This is a genomic window from Paenibacillus sp. 7541, assembly GCF_002276395.1.
GTDB classification, from domain to species: domain Bacteria; phylum Bacillota; class Bacilli; order Paenibacillales; family Paenibacillaceae; genus Paenibacillus_AQ; species Paenibacillus_AQ campinasensis.
The window spans coordinates 81,595-100,574 of the sequence record NZ_NQLZ01000013.1 but is presented as its reverse complement, the minus strand read 5'-3'; the positions used below and the strand labels follow the sequence as shown (position 1 = coordinate 100,574).

Sequence of the window (18,980 nt, the reverse complement as noted above, 5' to 3'; positions counted from 1 at the left end):
AAAAAGAAAGTTATAACGTTCCATTCGGCCCCGCAAGAGAGAATCGTGATCATAGCAATTTCGGGACAAACCTTATAAAATGTAAGGGGTATCATAAATCCTTAAGAAAGAGGGGAAGCATCTTGGCATCCAAACGAAAACCGCCAGTATTACAGCAGAAAAAAGAAGAGGTCAACAAGAAAGCCCTGTGGTGGATCGGCTCAAGCATCGCTCTTCTTATTCTTCTGATCATCATTCTCATTATTCTGGCCCAGCCTTAATCCAGCCAGTGGTACTCCTCGCTTGGGTTCTGCTGCCCCTTGGCCAGCTTGAGCTTGAAGCGCTCTTTCGGGACAAGCCGCTCGCCCGGGAGTCCCCCATCCTGTATCTTCACCGGCGTGCCCATCGGCACCAGATCAAACAGCTCCTCGACATCGGCGATGCTCATGCGAATGCAGCCTTCCGACTCGTTCGCGCCAATGCTGTCCAGGTCATAGGTGCCGTGAATCGCATAATCGGTATCTGACAGCTGCATCCCCCGTGTGCCGTAGGGGCCTTTGGTCGTTCCGTTGGGATTGACCACCTTCACATCGATTTGAAACTGGCCGAGCGGCGTTTTGGCACCGCCCAGGCCAACCTCGTAATTCCGGATGAGGATCGAGCCGCTTACGACCGCCAGCCGGTGATGCTTGCGGTCGATAATGACTTCAAGCGGCTCGGTGAAGTACGGAAGCCCGTCCGGGGAAGTGCCCCACTGCCCAAGCGGCGCTTCGCCGCCGTCCTCTTCCGGACGCCCTGCAAGGCCGGCCAGATGCTCCATCAGCGGATCGAACATCGCTTCCATCGCAGGGGATCTGCCGGCCAGCCAATTGTCCGGGAACGGCTGCGTCAGCTCGTCCAGGCTGTGCGGCAGCCGACCATGCCGCGCCCGAAATTGGCTTGCGGCCTCGCTCAGCACAGCCGTCTCCAGCTGCAGGTCCGCCCACTTCGCGGCTGCCTGCTTCAGGGACGAGCTGTCGGCCGGCTCGCATACGCATTCCGCCGCCGCTCCTTCATACGGCTCGATGGCGATCGCCCCGGACGAAGCCCGGTGCACGCCATACAGCCGCGGCATATCCCGGCTCCAGCGCAGCCAGTCCCCGGAGCGCTCCATGCCGAGCGCGACCGACCACGGCGGCAGCTGGTCCGGGCTGGACAGCAGCGCCGGCAGCGGACCCGTGCTTTCGGGACCGCCGCCAGCGCCCGCCGCCAGCGCCTTCGCAGCTACGGCGGTAAACAGCGGCCCCCGCCGCGAAGGGGACGCCGCTTCGCGGTCTGCACCCGGATCGGCCAGCTCAAGGCTGTTGATCGAGGCGAGAATTTCCTCGGGCGAGCTCGGGACGCCGGGCGCCTTGACCGCAGGGATGAAGGCCAGGAGAAGCAGCATGAGCGCCAGCAGCATGCGTCTCATTCTGCGGCGGCGCTTCTCTCTCTCCTTCTCCATCTGCAGCAGTCTAGCCTCGTAATTTTTCCATATATCAGAAGGCACCTTGCTCAGCTCAAAAGCCTCATATACTTCCTCAGCCCGGTTGTAACAGTAGTTGGCTTTGCCCTGCTCCCCGGCCTGCTCGTATTCTTTCCCCAGCAAGTACCATGCCATCTTGTTATCCGGATGCATTTCCACATATCGTTTGAGGTACAGCGAGTTCTTCACATCCAGAACCTCCACTTCTCATTCATCTATACCTGTATATCGGCAGCTTGCCGCATAATATGTATGAACCCGCATATCCTCCATAATAAACACCCCTCTTAAGTTGTGAGAAGCGTTTACGGACAGCCCGTTACTCATAACCTTTTCCCTTTCGTGACTTGCAGGTCGAGCCGATGAGATGACATTCAACATAATAAAAAAACGTCCCCGCTAGCAGGAGACGTCTTATATGAGTGCCGGTGGTATAAACTTGATGCCTTGGTCGAAAGCCGAATGCCGTAATAGCCGTCGCTTATTCTTCGTTAAACGGCTCGTCAGCTACGCGAATGGAGTCGGTTGGACATCCGTCGCACGCATCCTGCATATCGTCGTACATATCCTCAGGAATCTCTGTGATTCCGCGGTTGTTGTCGCCGTTATAAATGACCTCTGCAAGGCCTTCATCATCGTAATCGTAAATATCGGGTGCCGTTGCGCCGCAAGCGCCGCAAGCGATGCAGGTGTCTTTATCTACCCAAGTGTACTTCGCCATATCTCTCGTCCTCCTGTATATCTATAGCATCACATCATCCTGTCCAGATGATTGTGAGTCCCATCACTTCTACATATATTAATACAATTTTTCTGTGAATACAAATGAAATTCTGTTGAATATATTGATTTTAGCATTTGGCAAATCCCGATTTCAGCCGCCTGCAGCTACCATATATGGACGCGGCCGATTCCCGAAGCGGCATGCTAACTCCCGTCATCATCGTCCAGCTTTCGCTCTCTGGCAAAATCCATCTGCAGGGACGTTCCCCTCCGCTTGTGATTGCGAATCAGCGCCGAGGGATCATCGCTAAGCATGCCGGCGGTCAGCACGGCGCTTTCCCCGAATTTGTTGCGCAGCTCGTCCATCACCTTGGTCAGCGACTCCTTGCGCGGTTGCTTCTCATATTCGAACAAGTCGAGCTGGATCGCCGACGCCTCCTTCGGCGTCAGCTGCTGCAGCGTGACGCCAAGCAGGCGCAGCGGCTTCTCTTCCCGCCAATGATGCTCGTACAATAGACAGGCTTCCCTGTAGATGTCCTCCATATTCTCGGTCGGAGTTGGCAGCTGCTTGGAACGGGTAATCGTCTTCATATCGGGCGTGCGCAGCGTAATCTGGACGCCTGATGCCATCAGACCCTGTCGGCGAAGCCGCCGTGCCACCTGATCGCTCAAGTTGAGGAACACACGCTTCGCATCTTCAAGCCTTGTAATATCATGCGGCAGCGTCGTTGTATGCCCGATGGACTTGCTCTGCTCGCGCTCCGCGACAACCGGCGCATGATCGATGCCGTTAGCCGCCCTCTTCATCCAGGAGCCGGTCACGCCGAAGGTGTGGATAAGCAAGCTCTCGTCGGCTGCAGCCAGCTGACCGATTGTGTAAATATTCAGCTTCTTCAGCTTCTCTGCGGTTTTGGCCCCGATGCCAAACAGCTCGATGCACGGCTTGTGCCACAGCAGCTTCGGCACATCGCGGATGCGCAGCACAGACAGACCCCGCGGCTTCTTCATATCGGACGCCATCTTCGCCAGCAGCTTGTTCGGAGCGATGCCAATCGAGCACGGCAGGGACAGTTCTTCTCCGATGCGCTCCTGGATTTCCCGGGCGATATCAAGCGGGGTTCCGAACTGCTTCGAGCCGGTAATGTCCAGGTAGCACTCGTCAATCGACGTCGCTTCCAGCAGCGGGCTATAGGAATAAGCAATATTCATAAACGCTTGGGAATATTTGCGATACAGATGGAAATCCGGCGCAATGATGATCAGGTCCGGATACAGACGAAGCGCCTGCCTTACGTTCATCCCGGTGCGGATTCCCTTGGCCCGGGCAGCGTAGGAGCATGTGACGATCACGCCTTTGCGAAGCTCGGTGCTCCCCGCGACCGCAGTCGGCTTGCCAAGATACTTCTCCGGCTCCTCCGCTTCATGCACGGAACAATAAAAGGCATTCATGTCTACATGAAGAATGACGCGGCCATTCGCCGGATAATGTTCATCAATATGTCCCATGAAACAAACCCTCTTTAATCATGATATCGTTACGGCTGATTTCAGCATACCCCTGCCTCTGGCAAGGGTCAAGAAAACAAAGCGCTTTAAAAGTTTCACATACTCTGTTACTTTCCCGCAAAGAAATGCTATAATACATCATTATATCACTACCGTGGTCCATCCCGGATATCCAAAAGGAGGACATTATGTCTAAGTCCATATCCATCTTTGATACGACACTTCGCGACGGTACACAGGGCGAAGGAATCAGCTTGTCAGCGGACGATAAAGTCAAAATTGCCTTGAAGCTGAATGCGCTTGGAGTTCATTATATTGAAGGCGGTATTCCGGGAAGCAACAGCAAGGACATCGAATTTTTCAAAAGAGTGAAGGAGCTTGGCCTGACCTCGAAGGTGACTGCGTTCGGAAGCACCCGGCGCAAGGGCTCAGTGGCCGATCAGGATGCCAATCTGCAGCGGATGGTGGAGTCCGGCGTCAGCGCAGCGACACTGGTCGGGAAATCATGGGATTTCCATGTGCATACGGCGCTTCAAACCACGCTCGAAGAGAACCTGGCCATGATCTATGATTCCATCGCTTTCCTGAAACAAAAAGGACTTGAGGTCATCTTCGATGCCGAGCATTTCTTCGACGGCTTCAAGAACAATCCGGATTACGCCGCACAAGTCATGACCAAAGCGTACGAAGCCGGGGCGGACTGGCTCGTCATGTGCGACACGAACGGGGGCAGCATGCCGAACGAAATTTCGGACATCGTCACCTCCTTGACGTCGATTTTGCCGGATGCCAATCTTGGCATCCACACCCACAATGATTGCGAGCTGGCTGTGGCCAACACATTAAGCGCCGTCCAGGCCGGTGTACGTCAGGTGCAGGGCACGATGAACGGCTACGGCGAACGCTGCGGCAACGCGAATCTGTGCTCCATCATCCCGAACCTGCAGCTCAAGCTCGGTTATGACTGCATCGGGGAGAACAACCTTCGCAATCTGACCAGCACGGCCCGCTATGTCAGCGAGATCGCCAATGTGAACATGCCGGTCAACCAGCCTTATGTCGGCAATGCGGCATTCGCCCATAAAGGCGGCATTCACGTATCGGCCATCTTGCGCGATTCGAGAACGTACGAGCATATCGAGCCGGAGAAGGTCGGCAACAAGCAGCGCGTGCTCGTATCGGAGCTTGCCGGACAGAGCAACATCGTATCCAAGGCGCATGACATGGGGATTGAATTTGATCCAAGCAGCGAGAAAGCCAAGGAAATTATCGGCAAGATCAAGGAGCTTGAGCATCAAGGCTACCAATTCGAAGGCGCCGATGCATCCTTGGAGCTGCTGCTGCGTGAAGCGGACGGCCAGTTGCAGGAGCTGTTCACCTTCGAATCGTTCAAGATGCTGGTGGAGAAAGTGGCCGGTCAACCGGTTGTCTCTGAAGCTTTTGTCAAAATCAAAGTGGCTGGGGAGAGCATCTACACCGCCGCGGAAGGAAACGGTCCGGTCAATGCGCTGGACAACGCGCTGCGCAAAGCGCTCGTACAGTATTTCCCAACGCTCAAGGAAATGCATCTGGCGGATTACAAAGTGCGCGTGCTGGATGACAAAGATGCTACCGCCGCGAAGGTTCGGGTGCTGATCGAATCGAAGAACATCGAGAGTTCCTGGAACACCGTCGGCGTATCCAGCAACGTCCTTGAAGCGAGCTGGGAAGCGCTGGTGGACAGTATGCGCTACGCCCTGCTCGGACAGATCACGCCAGAGCATGTATCGGAAACGCAAATTCCGCAAGGGCTTGTGAACCACTAAGATTGATCCGGACATGAATGAGTGCGATGAGTCATGCATAACCGTAAAAAAAAGCAGGTCCTCCAACATCCAGAGGAGCCTGCTTTTTTCTCCATGCGAAAGGCACGTAAAGGGATAAAAATACAACGAGCGATTAACGAATAAGTCTGGCTACCTTCTTCTCCAGGTCCTGCGGCCGCGGAGCTCCGAGAATGATCTCCTGAATGACGCCGTTTTTGTCAATCAGCACATTGGTCGGGAATACCTTGCCTTTGTACAGCTGCTCGTACACCTCACCATCCGGGTCAAACAGAATCGGATAGGTCAATCCGTAGTCTTCCACAAAAGCGCGTGCGTTCTTTTCATTATCATACTTGGTCACATTGACCCCATAAACGTCCAAATCCTGCTCATACTTCGCCGCCAGCTTCATCAGCTCCGGCGCTTCTTCCTTGCAGGGATCGCACCAGGAAGCCCAGAAGTTCACGATGATCGCTTTGTCTCGCTGCCCGCCGGCACTGTAGGTCGCATCATCCATGCCTTTCAGCGTGAACGACGGTGCCAGCAGCCCGTCCCTGGCTCCCACTTCGGTAGGAAGGGGTTCCTCCATGAAGACGGCCTTGATTTCCGGCCCGGCCTGATTATATATGACCGCCCCTGCAGCCAGCAGGAGCACCGCCAGAATGATCAGATTACGTTTCATAGGTAGAGTATCCTTTGCGTTAGGTTATTAGGTTATCACTTGTCACATCCTATCCTATATTGTACCCTGAAAGCCATCATTTTTAAAACAAGATCATTTCGAAAATGGAGGAGACTATGAGCAACCCGTCCGGCAGCATCCATAGAATTGAATTCCCGTGCTCCGTTCTGAAGCGGATCGAAGATCATGTGAGGACCTGCTATCCTGAGGAAGCCTGCGGCGTGCTGCTCGGGTACGATGCGAACGGCGGCCTCATCACCGTCACCGAATTTCTCCCCATAAAAAATACAGCGGATCAACCGCTGCATGCATTTACTCTCCATCCCGCCGAGTGGACATCCGTCGTCCTGACGAGACCGGATCTGGTCGGATTGTTTCACAGCCATCCGCATACTCCGCCCGAGCCATCCGCCAAGGACTTGGCCGAGCTAGAGGCATTCGGGAGCCTGCTCCGGATTTACGCCATCGGGACCCCCTTCCGAGTCTCCGACGGCTTCCGGCTCAAGCTTGCAACCTACGAAGTGACGCTGCCTGATCATTCAGGCAGCATCGGCCATCTGAATGACAACGCCGGGCCAGCGGCCCCTTCCCCTGCGCATTGCAGGGCGCAGCGATATCATCTCCAGCCTGTGCCTTATGCTTCGCTTAGATAAACATACATATCTCCCAGCGTTTCCGCATAGCCGCGGTGCTGAATCTCTCTAATATAATTCGCCCACAGCCGGGCGGTCATGCTGGCATCGGAGAGGGCGTGATGACGCCCTTCCACTGGGATGCCCTTGTGCCGCAGCAGCTCATCCAGGCTGAAATCCCTCAGCTCCGGATACAGCCGCTGGGCAAGCATCATCGTATCCAGCAATCGGTGGGTCAATCGTACCTTGGATGTTTTCCACAGAGCCGCATTCAAGAAGCCGCGGTCATGCGCTGCCGCATGCGCGACAAGAACCCTGCCCCCGACAAAAGCCATGAAATCATGCAGCCCCTCCATTAAAGGCGGCGCATCATCCACCATCTTCTGTGAAATCCCGGTCAATTCCGTGATGACCGGAGGCACCCTCACGCCGCTGTTGACTATCATATGGAACGTTTCCGATTCAAGCACGTGGTTGCCGACGACCTTGATTGCACCGAAGGACAGAATTTCGTCCCCGTGCTGATGGTTGAACCCCGTCGTTTCAAGATCGAACACGATAACCTCAAGCTCATCCAGCGGCGTTCCAAGCTCCTCCGGCCTGCGGTTATCTTTCATTTGGGAACGGATGAAGGCCATCTGCTGTGCCGTCTGGGCTCCGCGCATCGACGACAGAGCCGAGTTGAAGCCGCCGGAGCGAAGCGAGCGCCAGAAGCCCCCTCCAGAGCGTACCGGATCGGTCATAGGTGCCTCCTTTCCGCTCTTTCCGCTAAGCGGTGCTCACGCTGAAGTGAGCGGTGTATGCGGCGGACAACCCCGAGGGTGTCGCGAAGCTCGTACTGCACATTTTTAAGTTTCAACTGCTCCGGCGGCAAGTATCCGCTGCTGACAACCAGACCGTCCTCCTCGGCATGAGGCGTATCGTTCCGATACCGCAAAGCCGTCACGAAAGCACGCTGCACACTCTCAAGGAGCAGGTTCCCGCCTTCGAGCAGAATGACCTTCTCCATCCTTTTCAAGGTCGAGGTCTCGACGATTCCACGCTGCAAAGCCATCGTCCGGATGCTGTTCACCAGCGGAATGTACATGCCGTACTTGACGTCAAACTCACCCGCGTGTTCGCCAAAGCGCTCGGTGACGATTCGGCCCATCACGTTCAGGGTTGCCTTATGCTTGACGGTGTTGCGAAGAACGGCATTGGCGATGTCCGGCCGCTGCTCAACGATGGCCCTGTACGCCTCCATCCACGCCTCTGTCAGCCCTGGATCCCCAGCGATAAACCGCAGATCGGAGGCGATGATGAAATTGCGCACCGGCTCCCATTCCAACTGATCCGTCCATTGCCTCAGCTGCTCCGTCCATTCCGCAAGCCGCTTGCTCCATAACGGCTCCGAGCACATCACCTTTCCCGAGCACTTGGGATAGCCCACAAGCTCCAATATGCCGGACAGCCGCCGGCCAAACTCACGGAAGAACGGCAGCTCATCCTCCTTCAACTCATCGCCCAGAATCATACCGTTATCCTGATCGCTCCACAGCGTCGCTTCCTGACGGCCACCGCTGCCAAATGCAACAAAAGCATAACGTGCAGGAGGCCGGCCAAAGCCAGCCTCCCACATGTCGTGCTCACAGATCGCTGCAGCGCGCTGTCCGATGAGATCATGCATCAGATTGACCGATGCAACCCATGCTTTAAGCTCCATGGAACTGCGCATATCCAGCAGCTTGTTTTGACAGATGATCCGCATTTCACGCAATTGCCGGGCCGTTGCTGCTGTCTGCAATTCCGAAAGTTCCGGAAACAGCTGGACGGAATTGTGTCGTTTCATGCCACGGCCTCCTTTATCTAAGAACTATGTCCCAATTACGCATTTATCCGCATGCGGATCAAGCTTTAGCTGATTTGCCTTCCGACTCTGTCAGCAGTTTCATTTGCTCCGGATAACCATACGTGCCATGCTCGCTGATATCCAGACCCATCAATTCCTCTTCCTCCGTTACACGGATGCCCATCGTAATCTTCATCAGATACAGGATAATGAACGAAATCACGAGTACGAATGCAAACGCACCAACCAGACCCAGAATCTGTACGCCGAGCTGACCAAAGCCACCGCCGTAGAACAGACCTGCCTTGCCGACTTCTGTAATCTCGACCAGGCGAGGAGAAGCGAACAACCCTGTGGATACCGCGCCCCACATACCGGCTACACCGTGTACAGAGAAAGCGTAGATCGGATCGTCAATACCTTTGCGGTCGAACCATTGAGCCGTAAAGAAGGTGATAATCCCGGCTACCGCACCAATCACGATCGCAGCCCAAGGCTCAACGAAAGCACAAGCGCCTGTGATGGCAACGAAGGCGGCCAGAATACCGTTCAGCATGCTAGGAATATCCGCCTTGCCAAGAACCGCCCAGGACACCAGCAGCGCTGCAACCGCACCTGCGGCAGCCGCAATGTTCGTATTCATCGCCACGAAGCCGAAGAACCCGTCCATCAATGCGGACAACGTGCTGCCCGGGTTAAATCCGAACCAGCCAATCCAGATAATGAATACACCGAGAATCGAGAAGACTTGGTTGTGACCAGGAATGCTGTTAGGCTTGCCGTCTTTGTTGTACTTGCCAAGACGCGGCTTGAGCAGAATGGTAGCCACCAGAGCCGCTGTCGCACCGGTAAGGTGAACAACCGTCGAGCCGGCAAAATCCTGCATGCCCATCGCGTGGAGCCAGCCTCCGCCCCATACCCAGTGAGCGACAACCGGATAAATAATAATCGTGAAGAGCAATCCGAAGACGATATATACGCTCAGCTTCGCACGCTCAGCCATACCGCCACTGGCAATCGCCAGCGATACTGCCGCAAAGGACAGGTGGAACAGGAACATAATCGTCAGCGGCACATCACCCGCTACGGAATCGAACGAGCCGACCATGCTGTCACCGCTCAGGAAGAAGCCCTCGGTTCCGAAGAAGCTGTTACCATTACCAAATCCGAGACCAAATCCGAATGTCCAGAATGCAAGGATGGCAATCCCGAATGTCAGGAACGTTTTGCCTGCCACGTGACCGGCATTTTTCATGCGGACCGAACCTGCCTCCAGCAATGCAAAGCCTGCTTGCATGAAAAACACCAGCAATGCCGCCAAGAAGACGAACAATGCGTTCAAACCGCCTGTCAGTTCCAGAGTTGAAGCCCCCGCATCCGACGCGAAAGCACTGGCCGGGAACGCTACTAAAGCTAGCGATCCGATCATTAAGCTTAGCCATTTTTTCTTCATGGTTTACACTCCCCTTTGTGTTAACTTACTTAACATCTCCTTGATTTCATATTGTCATTATAGGGGCGACATTTCAAAATGGCAACGATTTTTTTTGAAAAAAAGTCCGAAAAGCGTCTTTTATGTAATGAAATATAACATTAAGCGTTTACAGTGCAAATCAAGTTCATAAAAAGTACATATCGTACAACTTCTCATTGACCGTGATTCCAGCTATATTAAAGGTAGAAGCATGACGTTTGACTGTATGGTTCCGAATCATGTATCTTTAATGATAGGGAAACTGCAGTTTCATTCATGACAATTACTCAAGGCCTGTGAGGTGAGAAGAAATGGGGACTATGAGTGCAAGCACCAATCTTTTTCGGATTGGCGAACTTGCGAAGGCTGCCGGAATCAGTGAAAGAACCATCGATTATTATACGAAGCTCGGTCTGATTGCACCGGAGAAGCGAACCATGAAGAACTACCGGCTGTATAGCACTGAAACGTTAGATACGCTCAAACGTATTAATCAATTGAAGCAGGAGAAATATACATTAGATGAGATCAAGGAGAGGCTAGAGCAGTGGCGATCACTCGGCGGAGATCAGGATATGACCGACAAGCTCACTCAACTTGAAATTCATCTAAAGCAGCTCGAACGCGAAGTGAAGGAGCTAAGCCCGATCCTGCGTGAAATGAAGCCTAGTCAGAAGCGTCAGGCACTGGCCAGCATTCTTCCCAAAGGGGCTGCTTGCATCCAATCTTTGCAGATCCTGATCAATCAGTTCACGTCCATGTCATGAAATGCCAGTCTCACAATATACTGAATATGGGGGTATGATAAATGTACTTTGACGGCATGTTCGTTTTGATTATTATCGCTTTTATCTTCTCGATGTGGGCTCAATTCCGCGTCAAGGGCACCTTTAAGAAATGGGCTGAAGTCGGAACAAGCACCGGGATGACAGGCTACGACGCCGCCAGACGTTTGCTGGACGCCAACGGCCTGCATGATGTTCCTGTCGAGCCGGTTCCAGGCACGTTGTCTGACCACTATGATCCGATCAACCGGGTTGTCCGCCTGTCTGAACCGGTATACTACGAGCGCTCCATCTCCGCCGTAGCGGTTGCCTGTCACGAGGTTGGCCATGCCATCCAGCACCAGGAACATTACCCGATGCTGGTTGCCCGCCACAAAATGTTCCCGGTCGTGAACATTGCCTCTGGTATTGCACCGTTCCTGCTCATTGCTGGCTTCCTGTTTGGCGCCATGAATCTCATCGGCCTCGGGATCATCTTCTTCTCCGCTGCCGTGGCTTTCCAGCTCGTGACACTGCCGGTCGAATTTAACGCCAGCAACCGTGCTCGCCAGTTGATGATCCAAGAAGGATACATCGCCAATGACGAAGAGCGCGGCGTAGCGAAAGTGCTGAACGCAGCTGCCCTGACGTATGTGGCTGCCGCGCTGATCTCCTTGCTTGAGCTGATTCGTTACATTATGATCTTCACCAGCAATCGCGAATAAGGATCTAACTGCAACAATGATTCCGGTCATTGCATATACGAAAGAGGGAAGCGATTCTCGCAGCGCAAGCTGCAGGATCGCTTCCCTTCTTTTTTCATGCATCTATGATGGACTTTTCGGTTTTTTCTGAGTCTCCTTGGAAGTCGCATCCAGGCCAAAGTATTGAAGCAGAAACTTCCGAAATGCCTGGGCTACGGGAGGGAGCTTTTCATCAGCCCGGTGAATAAGACCGATTGAGCGCGTCACCTTCGGCTCCGAGATGCGAACCCTCGCAGGCTGGAGCGGGTTCGTCTGAAAGAGCGCCATCTCCGGCAGCAGGCTTACACCCATGCCCGCCGCAACCAGCCCGCGTATCGTATCGGTTTCCTCGCCTTCAAAGGCGATTTTCGGCGTGAATCCCGCTTCAAGGCAGGCATGCCATACAATCGGCCGCAACGAATAGCCCTTGCTGAAGAGCACAAAGCGCTCTTCCTTCAATTGCTCCAGCTTGATCGACTCCTCACCCGCAAGCGGATGGTTGGGCGGCAGAATCGCGAACAACTCCTCTGTCAGCACCACATCCCCATCCACCTGATCATGGCGGTCCGGAAATGGCGATACGAAAGCAAGATCCACCTCAGCCGAGATGACATCGCGTATCAATGTTGGAAACATCCCCTGCTTGAACCGAAATTTCACATTCGGGTACTTCTTCCGAAATTCGGCTACGATGGACGGTATAAGATGAATGCCCAGACTGTGGGGAAATCCAATCCGAACCTCCCCTTGTTCAGGGTCCAGAAACTCATGAATTTCCATCACAGCCCGGTCCAGATCCTTCATGATGCCTTCCACCCGTTTGCAAAACAGCTGGCCTACCGGAGTTAACTGCAAGTTCCGCCCCTTCTGCATGAACAGATTCACACCCAGCTCTTCTTCCAGCTGATGAATCTGCCTGCTGACTGCCGACTGGGCCACATGCAGCTCCTCTGCCGCTTGGGTAACGTGTTCCTTTTGCGCAACCTTTACAAAGTATTGCAACTGTCTTAATTCCACGATCTTGATCGCTCCATTCTCATTTCCCTAGAAAACTTAATATATCCTGCAACTTTCCCAACCAATTGCGGCACTACGGCATATCTGAAGTTCGCGTCTTGAACAGACGAATCATCAGCCCGTATATAAAGAATCCGCCGATCAATCCACCGATATGACCTGCCATGCTGATTCCCGGGGCAAAAGAGAAAACAACCCCGATAATAAGCAGCGTGTACAGCATTTTGCGCGACGCCTCATCCATCACATGACGCTGGAACAGCGCGATATACAGATAGGCGCCATATACGCCATAGATCGCGCCTGAGGCCCCGACGAGGAAGGTGTAGTGGTCCAGCTGCCGGGTGTAGTAAGCAAGCCCGATCGCATTGCCCAGCACGCCGCTCGCCAGGTAAAGCAATACGTATTTCCAGCTGCCCATGATCCGCTCCAGAGGCGGTGCGAATACGAGCAGTGCAAAACTGTTGAACAGCAGATGGTCAAATCCGTTATGGAGGAACATCGCGGTGAATAAGCGCCACAGCTCCCCGCTAACCTGCGGCAAATCCGATGCGGCGCCATACTTCAGCAGCGTTACATAATTTCTTGATCCGCCATCAAAAGACGTAATGATGAACATGACGAGATTGGCAATTAGCAGAAGAACGGTTACCGGATAGTAACGCAGATAGCTCTTCCAATTTTCATAACGAATAAATATCATAGCATCCTCCCATCCAAGCCGGCCTTGGATCATCCTTGTGGACATTCCCTTTTTAAAAAGATTATAATGTACCATGAACCCAATTACCAAATTTCAAAGAAACAAGGAGGAGATATTCATGGCTCAAGAACGTTCGGGAGCTGCCACATTCAAAGGTAATCCCATCACACTGATCGGCCCGGAGCTTAAGGTCGGTGATACAGCACCTGATTTTACGGTGAGCAAAAATCTGCTGGAGGACGCATCCCTGAAAGATTTTGCCGGAAAAATCAAACTGATCAGCGTTGTGCCTTCTCTGGATACCGGCGTTTGTGATGCGCAAACACGCCGATTCAACGAAGAAGCTGCCGGACTTGGAGATGATGTCGTTGTCATTACCATCAGCGTTGATCTTCCATTCGCCCAAGCACGCTGGTGCGGTGCGGCCGGCATTGATCGTGTCGTAACGCTGTCCGATTACAAGAACCGTTCCTTCGGAGAAGCGTACGGCGTCCTGATCAAGGAATTCCAGCTCGACATGCGCTCGATCTTTGTTCTGGATCAGAACGACAAAATCGCTTATGTGGAATACCTGAGCGAAATGACCGAGCATCCGAATTATGAAGCTGCAGTGGAAGCCGTGAAGGCGCTTCGTTAAGCCGCTGGCGGTTTACATAAATACGTGCACTTGATTAAAAAGCGGGAGAAGCTCTCCCGCTTTTTAATCTTTATACCGAAAGCAGCCTGTTGCCCGATTGATGTATATATACTCAGCTACGCTTCCACTTTATACTTGCTCAGCTTTTTATCCAGAACGGAGAACAGATTTAAAATTACACGGTAGTTCGCTCCGAGATCCCCCAGGGAACCGCGGGAAGCCGAATACATATCCACCGCACTGCGCACCGGATTGATCCCAAGCACAGAGACCGTGATATCCAGCGTACGGCCAAACGACGTTTTTTTCTCTAGTGTAATTTCTCCGACCGACTTGACTTCATGGAGCACTTTGTAGCCTGGAATTTTTTTAAGGGTCGAGGAAACCTCTTCAAAACACTTTTCTTTTGAAAGATTGTAATACCGCGTTTTCAGCTTTGGATCTTTAGCACGGTCGCTTGTGCCGTCATAGCTGCGCACGATACCGATTAGAACTCGTTTTAATGACAAAGACCGTTCCTCCTTTATAAATGACCGTTCCTTTCCATACTCTAGTTTAACATTGTTTATGCTTTCAGCAAACCTTTATATACAGCAAAAAGGCACCTCTTTATTTCGAAATTCCGAAATAAGAGATGCCCATTCATTCGTTGTACGAAACCCGCCTATGCCGTCCGGTATCATTGTCTTCGAACCTGCTATAGCAGGTGGGTGACCGCAGAAACGCTTATGAATTCCCCTTGTCTTGAGTGACAGGGCTGTTCAGCCACGATTCAATATGAGTCTCCCTAGACATCGTCATTGGTTCAAAACAACGGAAAACCGAAACGAACATCGCAGGATGTAGTCTTATTATAGGGGGTTTTTTAGAAAAAGTAAACTAAGTGTTCTAGGATTTCGACTCTTTCCGGTCTTTCTTGACGGAATCTGCGCTGTCCAGCAGCTCCTGCTCCGTCTCAGTGTTCTCTTCTTCTGCGAGTCTCATCTTCTCCTGCTGCTCCTGCATTTTCATAAATGTGGCATAGAAGTTAAAGAAGGCGAGCAGTGCGATCAGACAGAACAGGAAGAACATAAAGAGCACCGGCATCTGAAAACCTATATAGATCAGAACCGCACTTCCCGCCAGCGTCGAGAACACCCGAAACGGACGAATCAGTGTCAGCAAAATCGAATTTTTCAGAATCTGTGTAATCTTCATCTCATAATGAACCGTCATCGAGAAGAAATTAAACAGCGATACAAACACCACCAGAAGCAGCACGAGCATCACGATGCCGACAAGCTGGAAGCCTTCCAGCTGAGTCATGTAGACGGTATAGTCAACATACATAATAACGAATAGAAGCGTATACACAATACCGCCAATCATACTGTGCTTGTAGTTCTCTTTGTACCCTTTAAAGAACGTTTTGAATACGGATACATCCGGATTGCCCATAACCCACTTGCGGACAACCGTAAACAGGGCCGCGGTGGCAGGAAACAGTACAAAAGGCGACAAAATGGCCAAAATCCAGTTCGATAGAAGCTGCTCATTATGGGCTTCCGGCGTCTGAACCGCCATCAAGTACTTGGTCAATAGAATAAACAGGAAAGGCGATGTGCAAAGAACCCACAGCACATTTGAAAAAGCGATACGGGTAATCCATTCGGTGAGCCTGTATAAGCCACCCATGGCTCCTTTCATTTCCAAGTCTTTTTCCTCCTCACTAAACATGCATGTATCTATAAATATACCTTATTTGCCCTGCCCGTGACCAGTGCCTAATTTATAGCGTCTGGGTACACGTCCAAACCGGATTCCGCAGCTTCTCATAATATGAACCATAACCAAGCAGCAATCCTTAAAGATGAAGGAGGAGTTTCAATGTCTTGTGTTGGTGGATATGGAGCAGGAGCTGGACTGTATGGAACGACTGGCATCGTTCTTGTTCTCTTCATTCTTCTGGTTATCATTCTGCGTGCTTTCTGGGTATAACGAATCCTATCAATTATAAACGTTACTAGGGTTTGGATATATGATTTCAAGGGCAAGCATGTGGCGAAGACGGTCTTGACGGACCGGGCTTCGTCTTTTTTCTGTGTTCGTACCATTGGCGGCTGACGAACAAGCCTTGCAGCAACCGGTTAGACTATAACTATGTAAAAAAAAGGCGCCGAAGCCATCGCTCTGTTGCAGAGCCTGACTTCGGCGCCTCTCGTGTTCATGCGCCTTCTACTGATTCGTTCAGCGCGGCTTATTCGTCTCCGCTGCGGTTGCTGCTGCGGCGATCTCCACCGCTATAGCTGCGCTCTCTGCGGTCGCTGCTGTTGCGGTTGCCGTCGCGGCTGCCGTAGCTGCGGTTGCCATCACGGTTGTAACCGCCCTTGGAGTATCCTCCGCGGTTGCCGCCGCCTTCGCGGTTCTGGCGATATCCGCCGCTGTTGCTGCGTCCGCCATAGCCGCCGCTCGGCTTGCGTCCGCTGCGAATGTCCGGCTTGCGGCGCTTCGCGCGAATCGGATCTTCCGGTGTCAGATGGATATCCACCGATTCCTTCTTGTCACCGGTGAGCAGTTTCATCGCAGCTGCCAGCAGCTGTACGGAATCATACTGCTCAAGCAGTTGAATCGCAAGACCTTTGTATTCGGTCAATTCTCCCTGCTCGATAATTTCAAGCACACGCTCGGCGATGACGCGCTGCTTGCCTTCAATCGCTTCAGCCATCGTAGGCAGCGGCTTGCGCGGAATGCGCTGACGCGTCACGCGCTCGATGAAATACAGATGATCCATCTCGCGTGGTGTAACAAACGACCAGGCCGTTCCTTCCTTGCCCGCGCGCCCTGTACGGCCGATACGGTGTACATAGCTTTCCGGATCCTGCGGAAGGTCGAAGTTCACAACATGGGTTACGCCGGATACATCAAGTCCGCGCGCAGCTACGTCGGTTGCAACCAGAACGTCAATGCTGCCGTCACGGAACTTGCGCATTACGGTATCCCGCTGATGCTGGGACAGGTCACCGTGAAGTCCGTCTGCAGAATAACCGCGCTTCTGGAGCGCTTCTGCCAGCTCATCCACCCGGCGCTTGGTACGGCCAAATACGATCGCGAGCTCCGGAGACTCCATATCCAGCAGCCGGCTCAGCGCCTCGAATTTCTGGCGTTCAGGAACCTCGATATAAGCCTGATCAATCAGCGGCGCGCTAACATGCTTCGGAATCACCGATACATGCTCCGGATCCTTCAGAAACTGGGAAGCGAGCTTCTGAATGTTCGCCGGCATCGTGGCCGAGAAGAGCAGCGTTTGACGTTCCTCCGGCACGAGCTTGAGGATCGACTGGATGTCGTCCATGAAGCCCATATCCAGCATTTCATCCGCTTCATCCAGAACAACCGTCTGCACGTCGTCAAGACGAATCGTTTTTCTGTTGATATGGTCAAGTAAACGACCCGGCGTGCCGATAATAATTTGAGGCTTCTTTTTCAAAGCCCGGATCTGACGGCCGATATCCTGACCGCCATAAATTGCTAATGAACGAATGCCTTTGAAACGGGACAGTTTGCCGATTTCTTCCGCAACCTGAATGGCAAGCTCACGGGTTGGGGTCATAACGAGAGCGACGATCCGCTCTTCTTCCTTGGCAATCTTGTGGATTAGCGGCAGGCCGAATGCGGCCGTTTTACCGGTCCCCGTCTGTGCTTGTCCAATCATGTCCTTCCCTGTCAGGGCAATAGGAATCGATTGCGCCTGAATCGGCGTGGCTTCTTCAAAGCCAAGCTCGGTAATCGCTTGGAGCACGCGTGGCTCCAAACCAAAATCTGCGAAGTTTTTCAATAGGTTCATACTCCTTCTATCTGTGGGCATCCCACTTTCTTATCTGTATTCTCAAGTAGCGGTAACGTTTATAGGCTTTCCCGGCCAGCAGGATTTTCTGCATGGTGCAACCAAGTATATCTCTCATACGCCTGGTAAATGGCAGGCAATAATGTATAATCATCCTGATACCTTGCAAAGTTTTCATTGTAACGAACTACTCAAGAATATCCAATACATTATATCACAAAACGAAACCGGAATACCATCAAGCTTAAGAAAGTCATAATAACCGGGAGGTGATTCCTATGTTGAAGCGTCTATGGACCTATGCTGCAATCCTGTTTGGAGGGATTGTGATCGCGGCCGGATTCAATCTTTTTCTAATCCCCCACCACCTTCTCAGCGGGGGCGTATCCGGTATCGCGCTGCTCATTTCTTATTTTTCACCACTCAGCGTCAGCCTCATGTATTTTGTTCTGAACATCCCGATTCTGGTGACCGGCTGGTTTCAGCTCGGGAAACGATTTGTCGTGCTGAGTATCTTTTCTGTTATTGTCACCACCCTGTTCCTGGAGTTGATTCCGGTACAGGCTGTAGCTACGGACATGCTGCTCTCCTCCGTCTTCGGGGGCGTCCTGGTCGGATTTGGCACCGGGTTGTCATTCCGCGTGGGCGGCTCGACAGGCGGTTTTGATATTATCGGCTCGCTCGTGACCAAGTACCGGGATTTCCCGGTCGGAAGCGTGCTTGTTACCTTGAATGCGATCGTCATCCTGGCTGTCGCTTACCTGGACCAGGATTGGAATCTGGCGCTGGCCTCGATGGTCTCCATCTATGTCAGCGGAAAAATGATTGATTTGCTGCATATCAGCCATATCAAAGTGACGGTATTTATCGTCACCAACCAGACCGAAGCACTGCTGAGCAAGCTGCTGCAGCGGCCTAGAGGCGTCACGAAGATTAAAACCGAGGGCGCGTTTACCCATCGGGAAAAAGATATGCTGATGACCGTTACGACCCGCTATGAGCTGGCTGAGCTGCGGCGAATCATTACTGAGACAGACCCCGAGGCGTTTGTGAATGTCGTCGAAACCGTTGCTGTGATGGGACAATTTAGGCGCAACTGATCCCCTCAGGGATGAGCAATTGTTAATTTTGTGGTATAATATTGGTGCGGTGTTCCTACA

The 18,980-nt window shown here is 52.6% G+C and carries 20 protein-coding genes and 1 other RNA gene; 8 read left to right on the top strand and 13 right to left on the bottom strand.

Going from position 1 to position 18,980, the window contains the following annotated elements; translation table 11 throughout:
- Nucleotides 1–122 precede the first annotated feature (122 nt).
- The gene (locus tag CHH75_RS24810; RefSeq protein WP_176475501.1) at nt 123–260 is read left to right on the top strand and encodes a hypothetical protein; all 138 of its coding nucleotides are present in this window, start codon (nt 123–125) and stop codon (nt 258–260) included.
- On the opposite strand, the gene CHH75_RS08820 is transcribed toward CHH75_RS24810, so the two are convergent.
- The 3 genes from CHH75_RS08820 to CHH75_RS08810 form a co-directional block, all read right to left on the bottom strand.
- Nucleotides 257–1,672: a L,D-transpeptidase gene (locus CHH75_RS08820; RefSeq protein ID WP_095397974.1), complete on the bottom strand. Its 1,416-nt coding sequence runs from the start codon at nt 1,670–1,672 to the stop codon at nt 257–259. The two genes, CHH75_RS24810 and CHH75_RS08820, sit on opposite strands and share 4 nt — an antisense overlap.
- 292 nt (nt 1,673–1,964) lie before the next feature.
- Nucleotides 1,965–2,204: a ferredoxin gene (locus CHH75_RS08815; protein WP_095264012.1), complete on the bottom strand. Its 240-nt coding sequence runs from the start codon at nt 2,202–2,204 to the stop codon at nt 1,965–1,967.
- Between the two features lie 206 nt (nt 2,205–2,410).
- Nucleotides 2,411–3,712 carry a DNA polymerase IV gene (locus CHH75_RS08810; protein ID WP_095397973.1) on the bottom strand — a complete coding sequence of 434 codons (1,302 nt, stop codon included), beginning with the start codon at nt 3,710–3,712 and terminating at the stop codon, nt 2,411–2,413.
- A gap of 188 nt (nt 3,713–3,900) precedes the next feature.
- On the opposite strand from CHH75_RS08810, the gene cimA reads away from it, so the two are divergent.
- Nucleotides 3,901–5,517 carry a citramalate synthase gene (gene cimA / locus CHH75_RS08805; RefSeq protein ID WP_095397972.1) on the top strand — a complete coding sequence of 539 codons (1,617 nt, stop codon included), beginning with the start codon at nt 3,901–3,903 and terminating at the stop codon, nt 5,515–5,517.
- A 133-nt stretch (nt 5,518–5,650) separates the two neighbouring features.
- On the opposite strand, the gene CHH75_RS08800 is transcribed toward cimA, so the two are convergent.
- On the bottom strand, nt 5,651–6,199 hold the full coding sequence (locus CHH75_RS08800; protein WP_095397971.1) for a TlpA family protein disulfide reductase: 549 nt from the start codon (nt 6,197–6,199) through the stop codon (nt 5,651–5,653).
- A gap of 104 nt (nt 6,200–6,303) precedes the next feature.
- Here CHH75_RS08800 and CHH75_RS08795 point away from each other — a divergent pair, with 104 nt between their 5' ends.
- Nucleotides 6,304–6,852 (top strand): M67 family metallopeptidase, encoded by a 549-nt coding sequence (locus CHH75_RS08795; RefSeq protein ID WP_095397970.1) that lies wholly within the window; start codon nt 6,304–6,306, stop codon nt 6,850–6,852.
- Here CHH75_RS08795 and CHH75_RS08790 read toward each other — a convergent pair.
- Genes CHH75_RS08790 through CHH75_RS08780 form a run of 3 tightly spaced genes read right to left on the bottom strand, consistent with a single transcriptional unit; the run spans nt 6,834 to nt 10,112 of the window.
- The gene (locus CHH75_RS08790; RefSeq protein WP_095397969.1) at nt 6,834–7,574 is read right to left on the bottom strand and encodes a 3'-5' exonuclease; all 741 of its coding nucleotides are present in this window, start codon (nt 7,572–7,574) and stop codon (nt 6,834–6,836) included. The two genes, CHH75_RS08795 and CHH75_RS08790, sit on opposite strands and share 19 nt — an antisense overlap.
- Complete coding sequence (locus tag CHH75_RS08785) at nt 7,571–8,659, bottom strand: DUF294 nucleotidyltransferase-like domain-containing protein (RefSeq protein ID WP_095397968.1); 1,089 nt, start codon at nt 8,657–8,659, stop codon at nt 7,571–7,573. The genes CHH75_RS08790 and CHH75_RS08785 overlap by 4 nt, the downstream gene beginning before the upstream one ends.
- Before the next feature lie 58 nt (nt 8,660–8,717).
- Nucleotides 8,718–10,112 (bottom strand): ammonium transporter, encoded by a 1,395-nt coding sequence (locus tag CHH75_RS08780; protein WP_095264002.1) that lies wholly within the window; start codon nt 10,110–10,112, stop codon nt 8,718–8,720.
- 332 nt (nt 10,113–10,444) lie between these two features.
- Between CHH75_RS08780 and CHH75_RS08775 the strand changes: the two genes are divergently transcribed.
- A complete protein-coding gene (locus tag CHH75_RS08775; RefSeq protein WP_230875621.1) occupies nt 10,445–10,900 on the top strand; it encodes a MerR family transcriptional regulator in 456 nt (151 codons plus the stop codon).
- A 41-nt stretch (nt 10,901–10,941) separates the two neighbouring features.
- A complete protein-coding gene (locus tag CHH75_RS08770; RefSeq protein WP_095264000.1) occupies nt 10,942–11,622 on the top strand; it encodes a zinc metallopeptidase in 681 nt (226 codons plus the stop codon).
- A 102-nt stretch (nt 11,623–11,724) separates the two neighbouring features.
- Here the strand turns inward: CHH75_RS08770 and gltC are convergent, their stop codons facing one another.
- The gene (gene gltC, locus CHH75_RS08765; protein WP_095263998.1) at nt 11,725–12,657 is read right to left on the bottom strand and encodes a glutamate biosynthesis transcriptional regulator GltC; all 933 of its coding nucleotides are present in this window, start codon (nt 12,655–12,657) and stop codon (nt 11,725–11,727) included.
- Between the two features lie 73 nt (nt 12,658–12,730).
- Nucleotides 12,731–13,360, bottom strand: a complete 630-nt coding sequence (locus CHH75_RS08760; protein ID WP_095398000.1) for a rhomboid family intramembrane serine protease — start codon at nt 13,358–13,360, stop codon at nt 12,731–12,733.
- Nucleotides 13,361–13,478: 118 nt separating this feature from the next.
- Here CHH75_RS08760 and tpx point away from each other — a divergent pair, with 118 nt between their 5' ends.
- The gene (tpx, locus tag CHH75_RS08755) at nt 13,479–13,997 is read left to right on the top strand and encodes a thiol peroxidase (protein ID WP_095397967.1); all 519 of its coding nucleotides are present in this window, start codon (nt 13,479–13,481) and stop codon (nt 13,995–13,997) included.
- Nucleotides 13,998–14,113: 116 nt separating this feature from the next.
- Here the strand turns inward: tpx and CHH75_RS08750 are convergent, their stop codons facing one another.
- From CHH75_RS08750 to CHH75_RS08740, 3 genes are all read right to left on the bottom strand, one after another.
- On the bottom strand, nt 14,114–14,506 hold the full coding sequence (locus tag CHH75_RS08750; RefSeq protein ID WP_095263995.1) for a DUF1499 domain-containing protein: 393 nt from the start codon (nt 14,504–14,506) through the stop codon (nt 14,114–14,116).
- Between the two features lie 144 nt (nt 14,507–14,650).
- A non-coding RNA gene (gene ssrS / locus CHH75_RS08745) (6S RNA) lies at nt 14,651–14,842 on the bottom strand.
- A gap of 43 nt (nt 14,843–14,885) precedes the next feature.
- Nucleotides 14,886–15,689: a YesL family protein gene (locus tag CHH75_RS08740; protein ID WP_095263994.1), complete on the bottom strand. Its 804-nt coding sequence runs from the start codon at nt 15,687–15,689 to the stop codon at nt 14,886–14,888.
- Nucleotides 15,690–15,863: 174 nt separating this feature from the next.
- On the opposite strand from CHH75_RS08740, the gene CHH75_RS25035 reads away from it, so the two are divergent.
- Nucleotides 15,864–15,974, top strand: coding sequence for a sporulation protein YjcZ (locus tag CHH75_RS25035; RefSeq protein WP_196426406.1), 111 nt, complete (start codon nt 15,864–15,866; stop codon nt 15,972–15,974).
- 259 nt (nt 15,975–16,233) lie between these two features.
- Here CHH75_RS25035 and cshA read toward each other — a convergent pair whose 3' ends face one another.
- Complete coding sequence (cshA, locus tag CHH75_RS08735; protein ID WP_095263993.1) at nt 16,234–17,811, bottom strand: degradosome RNA helicase CshA; 1,578 nt, start codon at nt 17,809–17,811, stop codon at nt 16,234–16,236.
- Between the two features lie 287 nt (nt 17,812–18,098).
- Here cshA and CHH75_RS08730 point away from each other — a divergent pair, with 287 nt between their 5' ends.
- Nucleotides 18,099–18,920, top strand: coding sequence for a YitT family protein (locus CHH75_RS08730; protein ID WP_095397966.1), 822 nt, complete (start codon nt 18,099–18,101; stop codon nt 18,918–18,920).
- The last annotated feature ends 60 nt before the right edge of the window (nt 18,921–18,980 follow it).